General features: G+C 67.3%; 10 protein-coding genes and 1 tRNA gene. 5 read left to right on the plus strand and 6 right to left on the minus strand.

From position 1 onward, the window contains the following. Window positions 1-2 precede the first annotated feature (2 nt). Window positions 3-143 (plus strand): hypothetical protein, encoded by a 141-nt coding sequence (locus tag FHX44_RS42120; RefSeq protein WP_170308886.1) that lies wholly within the window; start codon window positions 3-5, stop codon window positions 141-143. A gap of 59 nt (window positions 144-202) precedes the next feature. Here FHX44_RS42120 and FHX44_RS12490 read toward each other — a convergent pair whose 3' ends face one another. Then, a complete protein-coding gene (locus FHX44_RS12490; RefSeq protein ID WP_212612436.1) occupies window positions 203-925 on the minus strand; it encodes an SIR2 family NAD-dependent protein deacylase in 723 nt (240 codons plus the stop codon). A gap of 94 nt (window positions 926-1,019) precedes the next feature. On the opposite strand from FHX44_RS12490, the gene FHX44_RS12495 reads away from it, so the two are divergent. Together FHX44_RS12495 and FHX44_RS12500 are read left to right on the plus strand one after the other, a co-directional pair. Beyond that, window positions 1,020-1,092: transfer RNA gene (locus tag FHX44_RS12495), tRNA-Arg, on the plus strand. A 313-nt stretch (window positions 1,093-1,405) separates the two neighbouring features. Beyond that, window positions 1,406-2,680 (plus strand): GntR family transcriptional regulator, encoded by a 1,275-nt coding sequence (locus FHX44_RS12500; RefSeq protein WP_212612437.1) that lies wholly within the window; start codon window positions 1,406-1,408, stop codon window positions 2,678-2,680. 440 nt (window positions 2,681-3,120) lie between these two features. Here FHX44_RS12500 and FHX44_RS12505 read toward each other — a convergent pair whose 3' ends face one another. The 5 genes from FHX44_RS12505 to FHX44_RS12525 all read right to left on the minus strand — a co-directional run bounded on the left by FHX44_RS12505 (window position 3,121) and on the right by FHX44_RS12525 (window position 13,720). Beyond that, window positions 3,121-3,582, minus strand: coding sequence for a SixA phosphatase family protein (locus tag FHX44_RS12505; RefSeq protein ID WP_147255954.1), 462 nt, complete (start codon window positions 3,580-3,582; stop codon window positions 3,121-3,123). After that, window positions 3,579-5,867 (minus strand): gluzincin family metallopeptidase, encoded by a 2,289-nt coding sequence (locus tag FHX44_RS12510; RefSeq protein ID WP_147255955.1) that lies wholly within the window; start codon window positions 5,865-5,867, stop codon window positions 3,579-3,581. The genes FHX44_RS12505 and FHX44_RS12510 overlap by 4 nt, the downstream gene beginning before the upstream one ends. A gap of 9 nt (window positions 5,868-5,876) precedes the next feature. After that, window positions 5,877-8,891, minus strand: coding sequence for a hypothetical protein (locus FHX44_RS12515; protein WP_147255956.1), 3,015 nt, complete (start codon window positions 8,889-8,891; stop codon window positions 5,877-5,879). A 929-nt stretch (window positions 8,892-9,820) separates the two neighbouring features. Next, the gene (locus FHX44_RS12520) at window positions 9,821-10,939 is read right to left on the minus strand and encodes a pentapeptide repeat-containing protein (protein ID WP_147255957.1); all 1,119 of its coding nucleotides are present in this window, start codon (window positions 10,937-10,939) and stop codon (window positions 9,821-9,823) included. 2,172 nt (window positions 10,940-13,111) lie between these two features. Continuing rightward, window positions 13,112-13,720, minus strand: a complete 609-nt coding sequence (locus tag FHX44_RS12525) for a TetR/AcrR family transcriptional regulator (protein ID WP_147255958.1) — start codon at window positions 13,718-13,720, stop codon at window positions 13,112-13,114. A 94-nt stretch (window positions 13,721-13,814) separates the two neighbouring features. Here FHX44_RS12525 and FHX44_RS12530 point away from each other — a divergent pair, with 94 nt between their 5' ends. Together FHX44_RS12530 and FHX44_RS12535 are read left to right on the plus strand one after the other, a co-directional pair. Then, window positions 13,815-14,570, plus strand: a complete 756-nt coding sequence (locus FHX44_RS12530) for an SDR family NAD(P)-dependent oxidoreductase (protein WP_147255959.1) — start codon at window positions 13,815-13,817, stop codon at window positions 14,568-14,570. A gap of 289 nt (window positions 14,571-14,859) precedes the next feature. Beyond that, window positions 14,860-16,773: a S9 family peptidase gene (locus FHX44_RS12535; RefSeq protein WP_147255960.1), complete on the plus strand. Its 1,914-nt coding sequence runs from the start codon at window positions 14,860-14,862 to the stop codon at window positions 16,771-16,773. Window positions 16,774-16,818 lie beyond the last annotated feature (45 nt).

The raw sequence follows: 16,818 nt of genomic DNA on the forward strand, positions 1-16,818 counted from the left end.
ACATGGACGAATTCGACGTGTTCTCGCCGGAGAGCGAGGCGCAGGTGTGCGAGCAGGTGCTCGGCGACGCGCGACACGGCCTCGACACCGCCCACAGCCGAGATCGCGCTGAAGTACTGCTGGGCGCCTCAACAGCATCGTGATCGGTCCGAGCAGTACACCAGCGCTGCCCTCGCTGCGCTGCTGTGCGGCTCGGGATGGGCTACGCCGCCCACTCCGCCAGCACGTCCTGCGCGTCCCCGACGACGCGGGCGTGGAACGCCGGATCGACCGGCCCGTCCGGGTGCAGGTCGACGTTCACGCAGAACGCGCCGGCCGCCCGGGCCGTCGGCGCCAGCCAGGACGCGGGCGCCACCCGCCCCGACGTACCGACCGCGAGGAAGAGGTCGCACGCCGATACCAGCCGCCGCGCCGCCCCGAGCGCCTCCGGGTCGAGCATCTCCCCGAACAGGACGACGGCCGGGCGCGCCGGCTCGGTGCAGCGCCCGCACCGCGGAGGCTCGACCCGCTGCGCCTCGTCGGCCGGGCCGCTCCAGCCGCAGAAGTCCTCGTCCAGGCAGCGGGCCCGACCGGCCGACCCGTGCAGCTCGACGACCCCGACCGAGCCCGCGGCCTGGTGCAGCCCGTCGACGTTCTGCGTGATCACCGAGGCACCGGCGGCCGCGAGCGCCCGATGCGCCTGCGTCGGCCCGGCCGCGGCGGCCGTGTTCCACATGCCGCCCCAGACGTCCCACAGCGCGTCGACGTTGCCGGGCAACAGGTGGGCGTGCATGGCCCGCTCGATCTCGGGCGAGAGCGTCCAGAGCCCGTCCGGCCCGCGGAAAGTCCCGAGCCCGGCCGCCACGCTGATCCCGGCACCGGTGAGAGCGCATATCCGCGCGAACTGCTCCCGCGGGGCGACCTCGACGAGGCTGCTGACGTCCACGGCGGCTCCCTCCGACCCGCCGATCCTTACATCTGCCCGGCCCCGGCGCCCGGGCCGGGCGGTGCGACCGGTCGCGGCTAGGATCGGCCTGCAAGCCCTCGTAGCTCAGGGGATAGAGCACCGCTCTCCTAAAGCGGGTGTCGCAGGTTCGAATCCTGCCGGGGGCACGCAGGTCAGCAGCTCGGGCCGCTGATCATATTTCCCGACGGGGAGCTATCCGGGGAGCGAGAGTGCTTGCTTCGCTCCCATGGCGCACAGGCCGAGCCGCCAGCGCGGCGAGATCGAGGCCAGGGCCAGCGGCTCCCTGCGGGTCCGTGTGTACGCCGGCGTCGACGCCCTCACCGGGCGCCGGCACTACCTCACGGAGTCAGTGCCCGCCGGACCGAAGGCATACGCCGAAGCGGAGAAGGTCCGCCGGCGCCTCGTCAACCAGGTCAACGAGCAGCACAACCCGCGCACGAAGGCCACGGTCACCAGCTCATGGACCGCTACCTCGAACTCCTCGACGTCGAGGAGACGACGCTCGAGAGGTACGAGCAGACGATCCGCATCCACATCCGCCCACTCCTGGGGCATCTTCCGGTGGCGAAGCTCGACGGCGAGACGCTCGACGCCCACCAAGCGATCCTGCGCCGTTGCCGGGCGCACTGCGACGGCCGGCCACACGTCGGCCATGCCGCCGACGGCCCGCACAACTGCTCGCCCGCCTGCAGACCCCACGTCTGCCAGCCGCTGGCCACATCGACGATCCGCAAGGTGCACTTCTGCTTGTCCGGCGCCCTCGCCCGGGCCGTCCGCTGGCGCTGGATCACGGTCAACCCGCTGGACCAGGCAGAACCTCCCCGCGGGCCTAGATCCGACCCTGACTCACCGACTGCCGAACAGGCGACCGCGATTCTCAACGCCGCGTTCCCGGAGGTCATGTGGGGCTGCCTGCTGTGGCTCGCCATGACGACCGGCGCGCGACGTGGGGAGCTGTGCGCGATGCGTCGGGACCGGCTCGACCTCGATCGCGCCGTTCTGACGATCCGGACCAGCATCGCCCAGAAGAACACTCTCACCTGGGAGAAGGACACCAAAACCCACCAGCAACGCCGCATCGCGCTCGACGACAACACGGTCTCCCTGTTCCGGGCCTACCGGCAGCAATGCGAGCAGGACGCCGCCGCCGTCGGCATCACGCTTGCCCCCGACGGCCGGCTGTTCTCGCCAGCCGTCGACCACAGCACGTGGCTTCGGCCGTCCTCGGTCTCCAACCGCTATGCCCGCATGTGTGCCCGGTTCGAACTTGCACCAGCTCCGCCACTATTCGGCGACCGAGCTGATCGCGGCCGGCGTCGACGTCCGGACGGTTGCTGGCCGCCTCGGGCACGGCGGCGGAGGCTCAACCACGCTTCGCGCATACACGGCGTGGGTGGCGGAGGCCGACCAACGGGCGATGAAGGCGCCGGGCGTCCGCATGCCATCCCGCCGATCAGCAGCGACGGCGGTCCCGGCTCCACCAGGCGACCGGAACTGCTGGCTCGGGATAGCCCGTCCCAGAGGATCGCCGCTGACCTCCGAGCGGCGATTGCCTGCGGCGCGCTTACGGCAGGCGACCCCTTGCCGACCATCGACACTCTTCGGGAGCGCTACAAGGTCGCTGCCGGCACCGCGAACCGCGCCGTCGCACTGCTGAAGGCGGAGGGACTCGTTGCGGCCAGCCGCGGAAAGCGAGCGGTCGTAGCCGCTCCGCCTCAATCAGCGGCATTCTGACCTGACTCGTGCCACCTCCTGGGTCAGGTTCGGCCTGCAGGCCTGGGACCTGGTGTTTCGTGGCTCGCGGAGTGCCGTGATGGTCACTAAGACCCTCCGCGGCTGCACCTTCGAAGGCCCCGCCGGGCACCTTCCGCCAGCGCACCGAACTCACCACCGACCAGCGCGCCATCCTGGGCAAGCTGGGCATCGACCCACCGAAGAAGATCATCGAGCTCGGGCTACCCGCAACGTCCTGACCAGCACGAACACCACCGCCTGGACACACGCCTGTCCAGCGATGCTCACCCGTTCCCGCAGATCACACCCCAGGTTCCGTGTCCAGGCCATCACCCAGCTGCGGAACCCGGGTTCGACGATCAGATCCGCTGTCTCCGGTTGCGCTCGCGCTGTCAAGTGCATATGTACTGCTCGCGCTCAGCCTGCAGACTGGGGAAGCGTCAGGGGCCGTAATGCAGCTGGATCAGGCGTCCGCGCAACAATACGAACAGACGGTCGAACTCTGTGGCGCCGATCGTCACGCCCGTCGGACCGCCGAGTCCCGCGATGATGTCGGGGACCGTGTTGGTGTGGCCGACGACTAAGGCAGCGGAGGACGGCGGACGGGCGCGGATCGCAGTGATGACGTCGACGGCCGAATCGATTTGCACCGGAGTAACGCCGAGGTCTGCGGCCAGGGGCGCGGCCGTCTGCTGTGTCCGCTGCCATCGCGTGATGTAGATCGAGTCGAGCCCGGCGTCGTGGAACACGTGGCGCAGCTCCAGTGCCCGCGCGGATCCCGCCGCGCTCAGCGCGGGGTCGGCTCCTCCCCCGGCAACGTCCGCATGACGAATGAGGATCACCGCGGGCGTGCATCGACCCAACAGGAAGCACCAGCGCGAGAGCCGGGCCATCGGCCTCATGTGGCCTCCCGGTGCGCGCCCGGTGTGTGGACTTCGACCGCCACGCCGCCGACGAGGCGTGTGCCGTCGTGTTGAACGAGATGAACCATGAAGGAGGCGCCCGGATGCGCATCTGAGGGCGCGGTGATCTTCAAACCGACCGTCGTCGGCGCGTCCGCGGGCAGCGCGACGGGCACCCGGATACGGGGCTTAGCCTTCAGCGGGAGCTCTACCGCGCCGGGGAAACGGCGGGCAACGCGCTGCGGCTGGGTCGAGCGCAGCACCCCACCCACGTATTCCTCCGCAATCGGCTCCGCGCCGCCGCAGTCCATGAGGCGGCGCTCGCGCGGTCGAACCGCCGGGACGGCGAGCGGCCGCAGGCCTTCCGGCCGCACGAAGAAGCCCCTGACCCGATGCACGAGCGCGACGTCGGCAAGCGGCGCGTCCTCGGTCTGCAACACCTCAAGAGCTGGCTGCGCGTTCCCGCGGAGGTTGCCGATCATCACGGGCACGATAAGGAACTCGCCAGGCGCTAGATCGACCACCGTGAGGTTCTTTTGGGCGAGGTTGGCCTGTTCCCAGACGTGCGTCCCAACTGCCGGATGGTCGCTGCGCGCAATCGCCGCAGCGAGCAGGCACAGGTGCGTGCCGGAGGGTGGAACGTGCTCCCATGGCCAGCGGGCGGCGACGACGCGCTCCTCGCCGGGCGCGAGGTCGAAGGCTGCGCTCGCGGCGATGGCCGGCAGGAAGTCTCCCGGATAGGCGAACTGCGTGCCTGCGAACTGCTTGACCGCGAAGGTGACTACGAAGTGTCGGCAGGCCGCGCCCGCGGCGTCGTTGCGCACCCGGGCATGGAACCAGTTGTCCTGGCCGGACTCCGGCGACTGGTGGGCCGTGCCGCCGTCGTCGGCGTGCCGGATCCACAAATCGGGCGAGTTCCAGAATTCCCCGCCCCACACGTCGGCGCCAGTGTGGCCGGGAGCGTCGCGCAGCCATAGGCGCGGGACGGGCGATGGGTCAGCGAAGCCATAGACGAAGCGGTGGAACGCGTCGACCAGGCTGGCTGCGCCTGTGCGGGCGACAAGATCTTCCTCGAGAGCAGCTGTTGACAGCGGGCCGCCGCGATGCCGCTCGTACACGCTGCGCATCACGGCGCGCAGCGTCGCGACGCCCACGGTGGCAGCGACACCGCGGAAGAAGCGGCTACCGTCCGCGTAGGCGTTTCCGGGCGTGCGCCGTTGGAAGGGCAGACGTGAGCAGAGCTCGACCGGCGCGTCGAGGAAGTCGAATGGTTCGGTGTCGTCGGCACCGGCATCGTGAAACGTAGTGAAGGCTTCGTCCCACCATGCGTCGGCCTGGGACGCGGGCGTGACGCCGCGCGCGAACCAGCTGTGGAAGGTCTCGTGGCCGAGCGCGGGCACTGAGGTCGTCGTGGCGCCTGCGTACTCCATGCCACCGCCAGCGCCGTGGAAGAAAAAGACGAACCGATCGTCGAGGTACGGACCATAGTCGGTTTCGTTCGCGATCAAGAACCCGGCGGCGTCTGCGATCCGTGCAGCGAGATTCTCCGGGTCGCCGGTTAACTTCCACGCCTCGATCGCGACCTGGCCGGTCAGCGGAAGCGTCACCGAACCGGTCACCGACTCCACCGTGTTACTTGCGCGAATCTCGAGGAGATGCGAGAGCGGGGCGAAGTGGTCCGGGAATTGCACCGACCAGTGGTTTGCGCCGAGCGCGGTGACCATGCCGTTGGTGATGATGGAGTGTGCCGCCAGTGTCCCGGTGACTTCGACGTCGAGACGGATAGGGAATCGATCCCAGATGAGGTTCGACGGTAGCCACGCCTCAAGATAGCGCCCGGCGTTGAGGTCGGACATGCCGAACGTCCAGCGCAGCCGCGGGCCGGGTGACCATGCGAGGACGGGCGGGTAGGACCCGCCAAGCTCGGAGTCCGGTGGGCCGAGCTGGTACGCGACGCGGAGGGTGTGCACGGACCCGGCGTCCTGGACGGCGTCCAGGACGCGGACCGTCGAGAACGAGCCAGCGCCCACGTTGCGCGCCGCCAGGTCGCTCGGATCGGTGGGCGTCCCGTCGACCCAGACCTGGCCGATCGTTTGCCGCAGGTCAAGTAGCGGGGAGCCGGTCGTGGGGCCGATTTCGTAGGTGAGGGTGACGTCGGCGCGACCGATGGAGGCCGCGCCGTCGAAGCTCACGGTCGCCTGCACGTCCTGGATGTGGATCGGCACGGCGAGCAGGCCGTCGACCGGGGTGGGTGGCGGCGCAAGCTCGTAGTTGGGCGCGGACATGTCCTGCGATCAGCAGTCGTCGTCGCGCATCTTGAACCCGACAATGACTTCCTTGACCTTGACGTCCTTGAGGTCCTGGTCGTGGATGCCGAGGCAGTCGAGCAGCTCCTTTGCCGGACGCCTGCAGTCGCGTTTGGCGCCGGGACGTGCGTTGTAGGGGCGGGTGAGCTCGGGGTCGAGCCGGTAGGTCATGCCACCGAGCAGGTCGCCATCGCCGCGGACGGTGACGCGGATTTCGCAGATTCCGGCCGCGGCGACGGCATCCTTGGTGAAGTCCTGGCCGGCCTTGAGCCGCAGCACGACCTCGCGCCGGGCGCCGGGCCTGAGGATGAAGCGGTCATCGTCGAGGCCTTCGAAGGAGAGGCGCCAGCCCGCTGACGCGAGCAGCTGCGGAAGCTCCGCGTGCAGCGTCATCAGCGCGCGTCGGGGGTTGGGGTTTCCGACCCAGACGCTGACGCCGTCCAGGCTCTGCAGTAGGCCCTCGCCGCCGCCACCACCCGCCACGGGTTGGACGTTGCGCTGACCTACGTTGTTGTCGTTCGGGACCAGGCGCCACTCCGGGATCACCTCGCCGACGGTGAAGTTGTCGACGTTGGATGCGTCGCCGTCGGCGGAGACGACCATGAGCATGCAGTCGTGCCCGTAAGCGTTGATGTTCGGCGTCCACTCGAAGGGGCCGACAACCTCCTCCTGGGTATTGTTGCCCGCAATGGTGCCGACGGCGATCTGCGCGGTGGAGAACGTCTCGAAGTCGCCCGGCCAGAGCAGGCCGGCGCCGGGCCTGGTGTGGAAACCACGGACGATCACGTTCGTTGCGGTCTGGGTACCTCGGTTCTTGACCTTTACGTAGGCGTAGTTGGTCTCTCCGAGGGCTGGCTCCTCGTGCGTTGTCATGCCGTCTGCACTGCGCCGGTTCCAGATTGTCGTCGTGTGCCAGTGGACCGGCTGGTACTGGTACTCACCTACGCGGCCGTCGTCAATGTAGACGTCCTGGTCGGGCGGCTGGCCGGGCGCGACGATCGTCCCATCGCCGGGGCCTCCGTTCGTGATCAGTGGACTCTGGAACTCGCCCTGCTTCTCGAACGACCAGCGGAAGACCTTGTTGTAGGCGCCGCCGAAGATGCCTTCCGAGGTCCAATTGAGCTGGTCAGTCGCCATGAGTTCGGCGCAGAAGTCACGCGCGTAGCTCGGGTTGCTGGCCGGCGTGAGGTTCTGCACCGCCCTCAGGATCAGATACAGCATCATGCGTGAGGCGAACCGGCGCCGGCCGACGTCCGCGGAGTCGCCGCCGATCGACCGGTATACGCGGAACAGCGTCGTAGCGAGAATCTCCTCCGAGCCGTATCCGGCGTCGTCCTGCGCGCCACCCCATGCCCAGCCCGCGGCCACGTCGCGATCAAAGCGGCGGTTGAGCGTCGGATGCCAGGGCACGTAGGTGAATCGCAGGTCGCCGGGCTTGCCCAGCGGGGTGCCGTCGACCCCTCGCAGATTCGAGTCGGGATCAAAGTAGATGCCCGAGAGGGAGTCACCTGCGCTGTGCGCAAAGCCGAAGTTGGCAGTTCCGACCGCCTCGTACAGAATCCCGTGACCGCACAGCTCATGCCAGTGAACGCGGGGGTCGCAGGCGCGCCCGAGCACGTTGCCTGTGTCGGTCAAGTCCATGATCCCGTAGCCGACATGCCCGATCCCGCCCAATCCGTCACCGACGCAGTGAGCGTTGATGACGTTCCCTGAGAAGCAGCGGTGGTCGATCGAGACGGGAAAACTCGTGTTGCTGAAATAGCCGGACCCTCCAGCGATGGTCCAGCCGAGACCCGCGATCTCACGGAAGATCCGGTCTACGTGGAAGTAGGCGCTGACGGCGGCGAAGTTATTGGTTCGCACGTCATAGAGGAAGTCTGTGCCAGTGGGGGACGCCGGAGCAGCGACCATATCACCCTCGACCTCCTGGAGACGGCCGAACGTGCCTGAAAGCGATTGGGTCCCGCCGGATGGCGCGTTGAGATTCTGCAGGAGGACGGTGTCGCGATGCGGGTTGAGGGTTGCGTTGTTGGACGCGGCGTTCAGCGCGGAGTTGCCGGTCTTCGTCGGTGGATCCTGAAGGAAGAGCTGGCCGTCGACTTCACTCACCAGTGCGCGCAGGTATAGCACCGAGTTCGTCTGAACCTCGACGAGCATGCGCCAGGTGAGCTGCTCGCGATCCCCCACCGGCATCTCGAACGTAATCTCGGCGACCAAGTAGTACGCGCCATCCTGAATCCGCTCGTCGACCGGCGGAAGGGGCAGGAGCAGCGGCCCGCGGTCGTCAGGAACCTCCCCTGTCTCACCCGACTCGCGGCCAACGTCGCGGTTGAACCGCTCAGGGATCGAATTCGACGACGGCACACGGGCCAGCTCGTCGTACTGGTATACCCAGAACTGACCGAAGATAAGGCGAGTCTGGCGCCTGGCCACGGCGGCGCGTTCGCTCGGCCACTCGGCGTCGGTCAGGTCGATCAGCAGATCGCGGCCCTCGTCCTCCGCATCCTCGCTCAGTTCGTCTCCAGCCGCGCGCCGCGCACGCAGGATTTCGGTCCTCTGGAAAAGCCGCCTGTATCGCTCGACTGACTCCTCGGGAGGCATCTCCACCTCGATGCCGGCGTGGGCGGTGTTGACGGAACGGACCACCCGGTTCGGTCCCTGTTTGACGGTCACTTTCAGGCCAGCTGCCCAGACGGGCGTGTTGAGCACCGTCTGGGCGAAGCTGAACGTCGTCGAATCAAAGCTCGTGCGCTCCTCGGCAAGGCGGTACTCGATGCCCTGCGTCCTCGGGTCGAGGTGGGTCGCCCGCACCGGCAGGTTGTCCAACTCTCCGCCTGGCACCTCGTACGCGGACGCCATCGCGCGCAAATACGCAATCGCGGCAGCCAGCGGACTCCCCTCGTCTGACTCCCAGTACTCCTGTGAGTGACGAATCGCCCGCAGTCGGTTGTCCTGATCACGAATGACATGCGCCTTCAGTCCCGCATCGAACTGCTCCTGCATCAGTCCTCCCAGCTGAGGTCACCCACGCGAACCGCATGCCGGTACTTGAAGGCCGGTCCGACTTGTCGCGCATGCGCGCGGCGACCAGCGCTCGCGGCGCAACGCGTGCCCTCATCGACCCATCCCCATAGCGCTAAGTGCGCCCAGGCGTACTCGCGGTGACTGTGCTCCCGTTACAGCTGAGGCGGGCTTTCACCCGAATGGCCCAGCACTACGACGCACGTCATAACCAGAGACTAGGCGGGCTCTGTAGAGCTCGACTTGTCGGGCGAACGAGCAGATCGAACGGGTCCTCGATCAATCGACGGAACGGCAGGCTCGCCATGCTCGGCATGATCGCCACCTCGCCCACCAGCACGCCGGCGACCCCTTTATTGCGATCCTGAGAAAGGTCGCAGGCTCACACCGCTCGATCGTCTCGCCGCCGTGGTGGCCACCCATCGCTTCGAAGATCTGCGCGGGCGATCGATCCCGCCACATGTCCCCGACGCCGGGCCGTCCTGAGCCGCCCAGGGCACCTATCGTGATCTCAACCCGTGCTACCGTCCCATCGGCCAAGCGCGGATACGTTCTGGCGCCGTGCCCGAACCTCGCGCGGGGCAGTCAGGACCAGAGGAGCAGGTCGTACGTCCCTGCCTCGTTTTTGACACATCGCCAGTTGCGACCTTGTGTTGCGGCTGTGGCGGCACACGAAGGGTAGTCCGGATGGTTTGAGTGGAACATCCATTCCGCTTCTGCTGCGTAGAACACGGAAGATAAGGAAGGCGTGTCATGTACCGGGGCGGCCAGATGGGCCGGAACGAGCGCTGCGCCACAAAGTACGGCCGCCGCTATCGCGAGTTGTCGAAGTTTACTCATCGCCATTCTTCTTTCGATCGACTTCGTCTCTCACGCGAAGTTGGCAGACGAAGCAAAGCTATACTGTAGCGTTACTCAGCGCCGATCCCGGCCATCGGAGGACCCGTAAGGCCCGCTACGGCAGTAACGAGAACCGCAGCAAGTACATATCCCAGAATTGAATGCAAGTAGAAATACCGTCGGACCCACGGCTTCACTCGATCGCTGGTGACGTCGACGTTCGCATATGCCTGACCAAAGCTGATCAGCGGAATCAACCGATGGGTGCTGAAGATAATCTTCGACCTCGCACGGGCTCTTCTCATCGCATTCGACGGAAGATAGCGTGCAGCAATAGCACCGACGCCGATTACGCACACAATCCACAGGACGACCCATTCCGGGTGGTACCCGTAGCCCACGGTGAATCGGTGAACGGGAGAAAGTAGCCATCTAGCAGGATAGACAACGCCTCTCTCCGAGTACTCCCTCGCCATTCGATCCATTCCAACCGCGTTAGCTTCGGAGGACCTCCCAGCCGCCCTGAGGCTGCTTTCGAGCTGCGCGTAAGCCATTCGACAGAATCCGGGATCACTCCTTAGCCAACGGATGTACCAGTCACTGCTGCGAGAAATTAACCCGTCTGAGCCAGCGCCAGTGGTGCGCAGTCCGTCAAACATGAAATCTGACATGAAAATTCGTGGCGGCCATGCGTCCTTGCTGTCGTCCACCCCCTTCACTGTGGTGCCCCGGAGGTATAGAGTCCGATCCTCTCCGAACCACGTAGCCGGCTGCGGCCCGGCAAGGATCAGCGCTCCATCTACCCGAACTCGGGACATGTGGACGTCTTGGTAAATCTGGGCGCCTGTCAGGTTAACATCGCCGCCGATCTGTGCCGAGTTGAGATGAACTACGTCTCGGAAGGTCGCCTTCGTGGCGAGCAGGGAATTCTTTAGCACAGCCTCAGTGATGTCGACCGCGCCGCCGAATTCACTCCTGTCTAGTGAAACGGCATCGCTTACCTCCGCCCGACCTAGAGATACTGTGGCGCCATCGTCAGATCTGGCACCGACAATGGCGAGAGTTCCCTTCAGCTCTGCGCCTAGCATCCTGACCTCTGACCTAAAATGCGAGCCAGAAAGGACGAGGTTGGCTCCGATTGAGGTGTTCTCGAGGTCCACTAGTTCGCCAAAGGAGGAGTCGATGAGCACGAGGGCCCCCGCGATGGTCGAGTGCGACAGGAATAATGGCGCCTCAAAGCGGGAATTCGTGAGTCGCACACTTGCCGAGATCTTAGAATTACGGAGCTCTATCTCGCTCGTGTATCGCGCGCCAGAAATAGCAATTGGCCTATCTTTTATCAAATCGGAGTACTTAGGTGCCGTCAAGATCGTTTGAATAAACGTCGAACGCAGTGTTCTTGACGCGGGCCAGCCCTCGCTTTCATCTACCGAGGGGGCAGTACCGAAGGCGGCATTCATAGAAAGGTCGGCGTCTTGCCGTTGGCACAGCTTGTCCCAAACCCACAGCTCTTGTTCTGTCCAGGTAGACAAGGCGGCCGCACGGCACGCGTCAGACTGTTGTTCGTCAGCCGCAGCGCTCTGCGCCGAAGCAGCCATTGCTAAGATGAAAAAGCAAAGTATGGCCACCCCTCGCCAGAAGACGGAGAGGCGCTTTCGCCATCTATTTATCATGTCTGCCTCGTTACTGTCCGATGCACCGACGTCTCATAAGACTGGAGTCCAGGCGGGCAGTCTTGCGACCTCGTGTGTCTGCACGCGCAGCGGCCCTTTCCTTCGAGGGCCGTGACGTATTGCGTGACCTGCGCGAAGCCCTGACCTTCAATTGCGCAGTGGTCGCGTGCCAGCGCGGGGGCCAACTCGCGGCCACGCATCCAGGCCATGTCGGGCGGGCCCTCGCACAGGTTAGCTCTGGTTTCATGTGCCGGAACCGCCATTTCGCCGCCCAATCGGCGCGCGGCACATCGTGACCCTGGATCAAATCCTCATTCATAGTGGTCGCCGCCGCGCTGTCAATCAGTGCCCAGGGTGGAGGCAACAAGGTCAGGATCACGCGCTTGCAGAAACCGACCGGAACCAGGTGCGCATCCGGGTCGGATACGTCGATCAACCAGTTCTGAGTGGCCCTCGAGCACACATCGTGGCCGGCCTCGAGGTAGCAGCCGCATGCAGCAGCGGCTTGCGGAACCGGACCTCGAGCTGGTCGGGTGCGTCGAGGCATTCGGAGCACATGCTGCGGCGGCTCTAGACGAATCCTTTGATCGCCCAGGCGACGGTGACTCTGAGTCTTCAGAAGCGCGGTCATTGATCGGTCCATTGCGGCCACCTCGCTCGCGGCAGGGGTCCTTGAGGAGGAGCGCCGAGGCTGCCGTCAGATACAGCGCTACCTCGAGCCCCGCGGACACCAGGAGAGAATCTCGGTGTCGTCCACCAGGGGCCATCGTGCAGACCCCCGTCCACAAGTGAGAAGCCCCCGTTCGCGCGGGGGGGAAGACCCCCGCTTGTGGCCGAGCCTGGTTCTCCCGGGCCCGCCCGTCGGGTACCAAGTCGCCTCCTCCGTCGCCGGCGTTCCCATGCCGGTGTTACTGGCGTCGAGGTCGCGTGAGGTGGGGCGAGTCCAATCGGCCTATTGCACGTTGCCGAGATCCTCTTCCGTCGGGCCGACCGGGGACCCAGGACGGCGACCATCGAGGCGGGGCCGGCTCGGCTCTCGGGCACGGCGAGCGCAGCCGTCAGCCCGTTCGTCCTTTTGATCGGTGGGGTTCAGGGTTCGCGGCAGGCGCAGGGCCTGAGCTGGCAGCGGCCTGAAGCGCTTGGGACTTAGGGTGCCCACAGGGGCGATGTGACGCTCGTCCCGATCACGCAGCCCGCACGCGAGAGCCACGAGCCTTGTCCGTGACCCGCACGAGCAACCATCGCCCGCTCACGGGCGTGGGTGCCAGACACGCCTGCGGCCGGACTAGCTGCACCAGCGTGCCCGCGCTGTATGCGATCGGGACCGGGCTGGAGCACCTCGCCGAGGGAACCCTCCGACGAAGACTCAAATTCGTCCTCCTCCTGCTCCGGCTCTGTGGACCACACTCGACCTAAGCGAAGCCGGCGCCGGCCCCGGGGAGCCATATGGGGAGCGAAAGCGCGCTGTCTGATGGGGCTGGGAGCTACTCAGGAGGTCGCACTCAAAGCATCAGAGCAGGTAGTGTGGCATGTACATACGGAGGAGAACACTCCTAAAGCGGGTGTCACAGGTCCGAATCCTTGGCGGGGGCCACCGACCTGCGCAGCACTTGCGCAGGTCGCCGCAGCACCGTGCACGAACGTCGGCAAGCACGCTCGTCGACCTGCCCTCTGCCACCGTGGATCTCGTCAGATGGGCGGCCAGTTCTGCAGCGCCGCGTCGGCGACCCGGTGCAACTCGTCGCGGCCGGCGCCGCTCGCGGCCTGGACCGCGATCCCGGACGACACGGCCATGAGGAACCGGGCGAGCAGTGCGGGGTCGGACGTCGGCGGCAGGTCGCCCTCGTCCCGGGCCCGCTGGAACCTGTCCTCCAGGCGGGAGCAGGCGGCGTTGCGCCAGTCGGCCAGGAAGTCCCGGATGGCCCGGTCCGCGGGCGCGGCGGCCAACGCCCCCTGGACGCCGAGGCACCCCGACGGCGAACCGGGGTCGGTGGTGGTGTCGACCGAGCCGTGCAGGAAGGCCGTGGCCACCGCCCGGGCGGTCGGTTCCTCGAGCGCTCGCGTCGCGTAGGCGGACGGACCGACCGAGTAGCGCTCCAGCGCCTTGCGGAACAGGTCCTCCTTGTTGCCGAAGGCCGCGTACATGCTCGTGCGGGTGATGCCCATCGCCGCGGTCAGGTCGGTGAGGCTGGCGCCCTCGTAACCCTGCTCCCAGAACACCCGCATCGCGCGCTCGAGGGCCTCGTCCACGTCGAACTCCCGTGGCCGGCCGATCGTCGCCCTCCGGGTGTTCGTCATGACCTCGAGCATAGTCCCGCCACACGCCGGGTGGCCGCCGTGCTACGTTCGTTCTGTACTGATCGATGCGTAATTATGGGGAGGTCAGAGCTCGATGGGACAGTTCGACGGCAAGACGGCGGTGGTGACCGGCGGCAGCACCGGGATCGGCCTGGCGACTGCGGAGCGACTCGCCGCAGAGGGTGCACACGTTTTCATCACCGGGCGGCGCGAGGCCGAGCTGGAGAAGGCCGTCGCCGCGATCGGCAAGGCCACCGCGATCGGCAAGGCCACCGCGGTGCCCGGTGACGTCAGCGTCGCGGCCGACGTGGACCGCCTGTACGAGCGGGTGCGGGAGCGCGGGCAGGGCCTGGACGTGCTGTTCGCCAACGCGGGCATCAACCACCTCGCAACGTTGGACGAGCTCACCGAGGAGGCCCACGACCGGATCTTCGACATCAACGTCAAGGGCACCTTCCTCACCGTGCAGAAGGCCCTCCCACTGCTCAACGACGGCGCCGCGGTGATCCTCACCGCCTCCACCTCCGCCGAGAGCGGCGCCGAGGCCTTCGGTGCCTACGGGGCGTCGAAGGCTGCGGTGCGCGCCTACGGGCGCACCTGGGCCAACGAGCTCGCCGGTCGCGGTATCCGGGTCAACGTGGTCTCGCCGGGCCCGTCCGACACCCCGTTGTTCGATCTCTTCGGCGAGCGCGCCGACGAGATGAAGGCGGCGATCGGTGCCGGCCTGCCCGCCAAGCGGATCGCCGCCCCGGACGAGATCGCCGCCGCCGTGGTCTTCCTTGCCTCGCCGCAGAGCAGCTTCGTCTACGGCGCCAACCTCTACGTCGACGGCGGGATGAACCAGATCTGACCAGGTCCGCCCGCCGGCGCGCAGGTCACCGGAGGAACCGTCGGATCCGCCGCGGACACCCGGAAGAGTCGACGCTGTTGACTGTGCCGCTACGGCACGGTGTCTGCTCGTTCCGGGTCAGCGGGAGAACGGCCGATCCGAACGCCGCGGTCCAGCGCCCCGGACTCGACACAGGCCGAGTCCCACCGCGGAGAGGCAGCATGTCGCAGCCCCAGCAGACCCATCGGCACGTGGTCGGAACACGAGCTGACCCGAAGAACCCCTGACCTGCACCTGATCTGGAGTACGGATGACCGCCACGACCGACCTGGTCGATCTCGAGGAGTTCTTCGCCGACCCGGAGTTCGCCGTTCCCACGATCTCCCCGGACGGCACCGGGATCGCCTACCTGGCACCGGCCCACGGACGGCGCAACGTCTGGGTGCGCGGCATCGACCAGGACCACTCCGAGGCCGTGTGCGTCACCCACGACGCCCGCCGCGGGATCACCACCTACCACTGGACCGACGACCCACGCTTCATGCTCTACCTCCAGGACACCGACGGCAACGAGGACTGGCACCTCCACCGCGTCGACCTCGACAACCCCGGCGAACCCGCCGTCGACCTCACCCCGATGGACCCCGGCTCCCGCGTCATCGGCGTCGAGACCTACGCGCCAGCCCCAGGCACCGTGCTCGTGTGGATGAACCAGCGGCCGCTGTTCTTCGACACCTTCCGGATCGACGTCGCCACCGGCGAGACGACCCTGCACCGGGAGCAGGACGAGCCGGGCGACACCGTCCTGCTCGACCGGGACGGGCGGCCGATGTTCTCCACCTCGCTCACCGCGGACGGCACGGTCGCGATCAGCGCGATCGAACCCGCCACCGGAGATCGACGGCTCCTGCGTCACGTGGGCGGCGCGGAGCACCCGATGGGCGTGCAACCGCAGCAGGTCACCGCCGACGGGAGGGGCCTGCTCATCGGCTCCTACCAGGACGGCGACGACCTGCGACTGGTCCGCATCGACCACGAGACCGGGGAGGAGACCGTCGTCGCCGCCGTCGAGGGCCACGACCTCGACATCAGCGGCACCATGCTGCCCGGCGTACTGCCACCCGCCGTGTACACCGACCGGCGAACCGGGGAGGTGCTCGCGGCCCGGTTCGTCGGCGACCGCCCGCACATCGAGGTCGTCGACCCGCAGTTCGCCGAGGTCCACACCCAGCTGCAGAAGCTGTCCGACGGCGTCATCGGCACCCTGTCCTCCGACGAGTCCGGGCAACGCTGGGTCGTCACCTTCGTCCACGACCGCGACCCCGGCGTCACCTGGTTCTACGACCACACCACCGGCGACGCCCGGCTGCTGTTCCGCGCCTACCCGGATCGGGACCCGAACACCATGGCTCCGATGGAGCCCGTCGGTTTCCCCGCCCGCGACGGGCTGCCCCTGCACGGCTTCCTCACCCTTCCGCTCGGGGCCGAACCGCGGAACCTCCCACTGGTGCTGGTGGTGCACGGCGGACCGTGGTACCACGACGCCTGGGGCTACAGCCCGGACGCGCAGTTCCTCGCCAACCGGGGCTACGCCGTGCTGCAGGTCAACTTCCGCGGCTCCCTCGGCCACGGCCGCCGGCACGTCACCGCCGCGATCGGCGAGTTCGCTGGGAGAATGCACGACGACCTCATCGACGCCACCGCCTGGGCCGTCGATCGGGGCTACGCCGACCCCGACCGCATCGGCATCTACGGCGGCTCCTACGGCGGCTACGCCGCACTTCTCGGCGTCACCCTCACCCCCGACCACTTCGCCGCCGCCGTCGACTACGTCGGCGTCTCCGACCTGGCGACCTTCCTGCGCACCCTGCCCCCGTTCGGCCGGGCCCACTTCGCCGCCAACTGGTACCGCTACGTCGGCAACCCCGACGACCCCGCCCAGGAAGCCGACATGCGAGCCCGATCCCCCATCACGATGGTCGACCGCATCCGCACCCCGCTGCTGGTCGCCCAGGGCGCCACCGACGTCCGCGTCCCCCGGGAACAGTCCGACACCATCGTCGCCTCGCTGCGCAGCCGCGGAGTCCCCGTCGAGTACCTCGTCGCCGACGACGAGGGCCACGGCTTCGACAACCCCGAGAACCGGATCCGGCTCTACCGCGCGATCGAGCGGCACTTCGCCGAACACCTCGGCCGCCGCCGCGCCGACCTGTCCCCGGCATGAGCTGCGAGCGACGCCGAGAACCTGCAGAAGCAGCTCGCAGCCCTG

It is taken from the genome of Pseudonocardia hierapolitana, assembly GCF_007994075.1.
Classification (GTDB): Bacteria; Actinomycetota; Actinomycetes; order Mycobacteriales; family Pseudonocardiaceae; genus Pseudonocardia; species Pseudonocardia hierapolitana.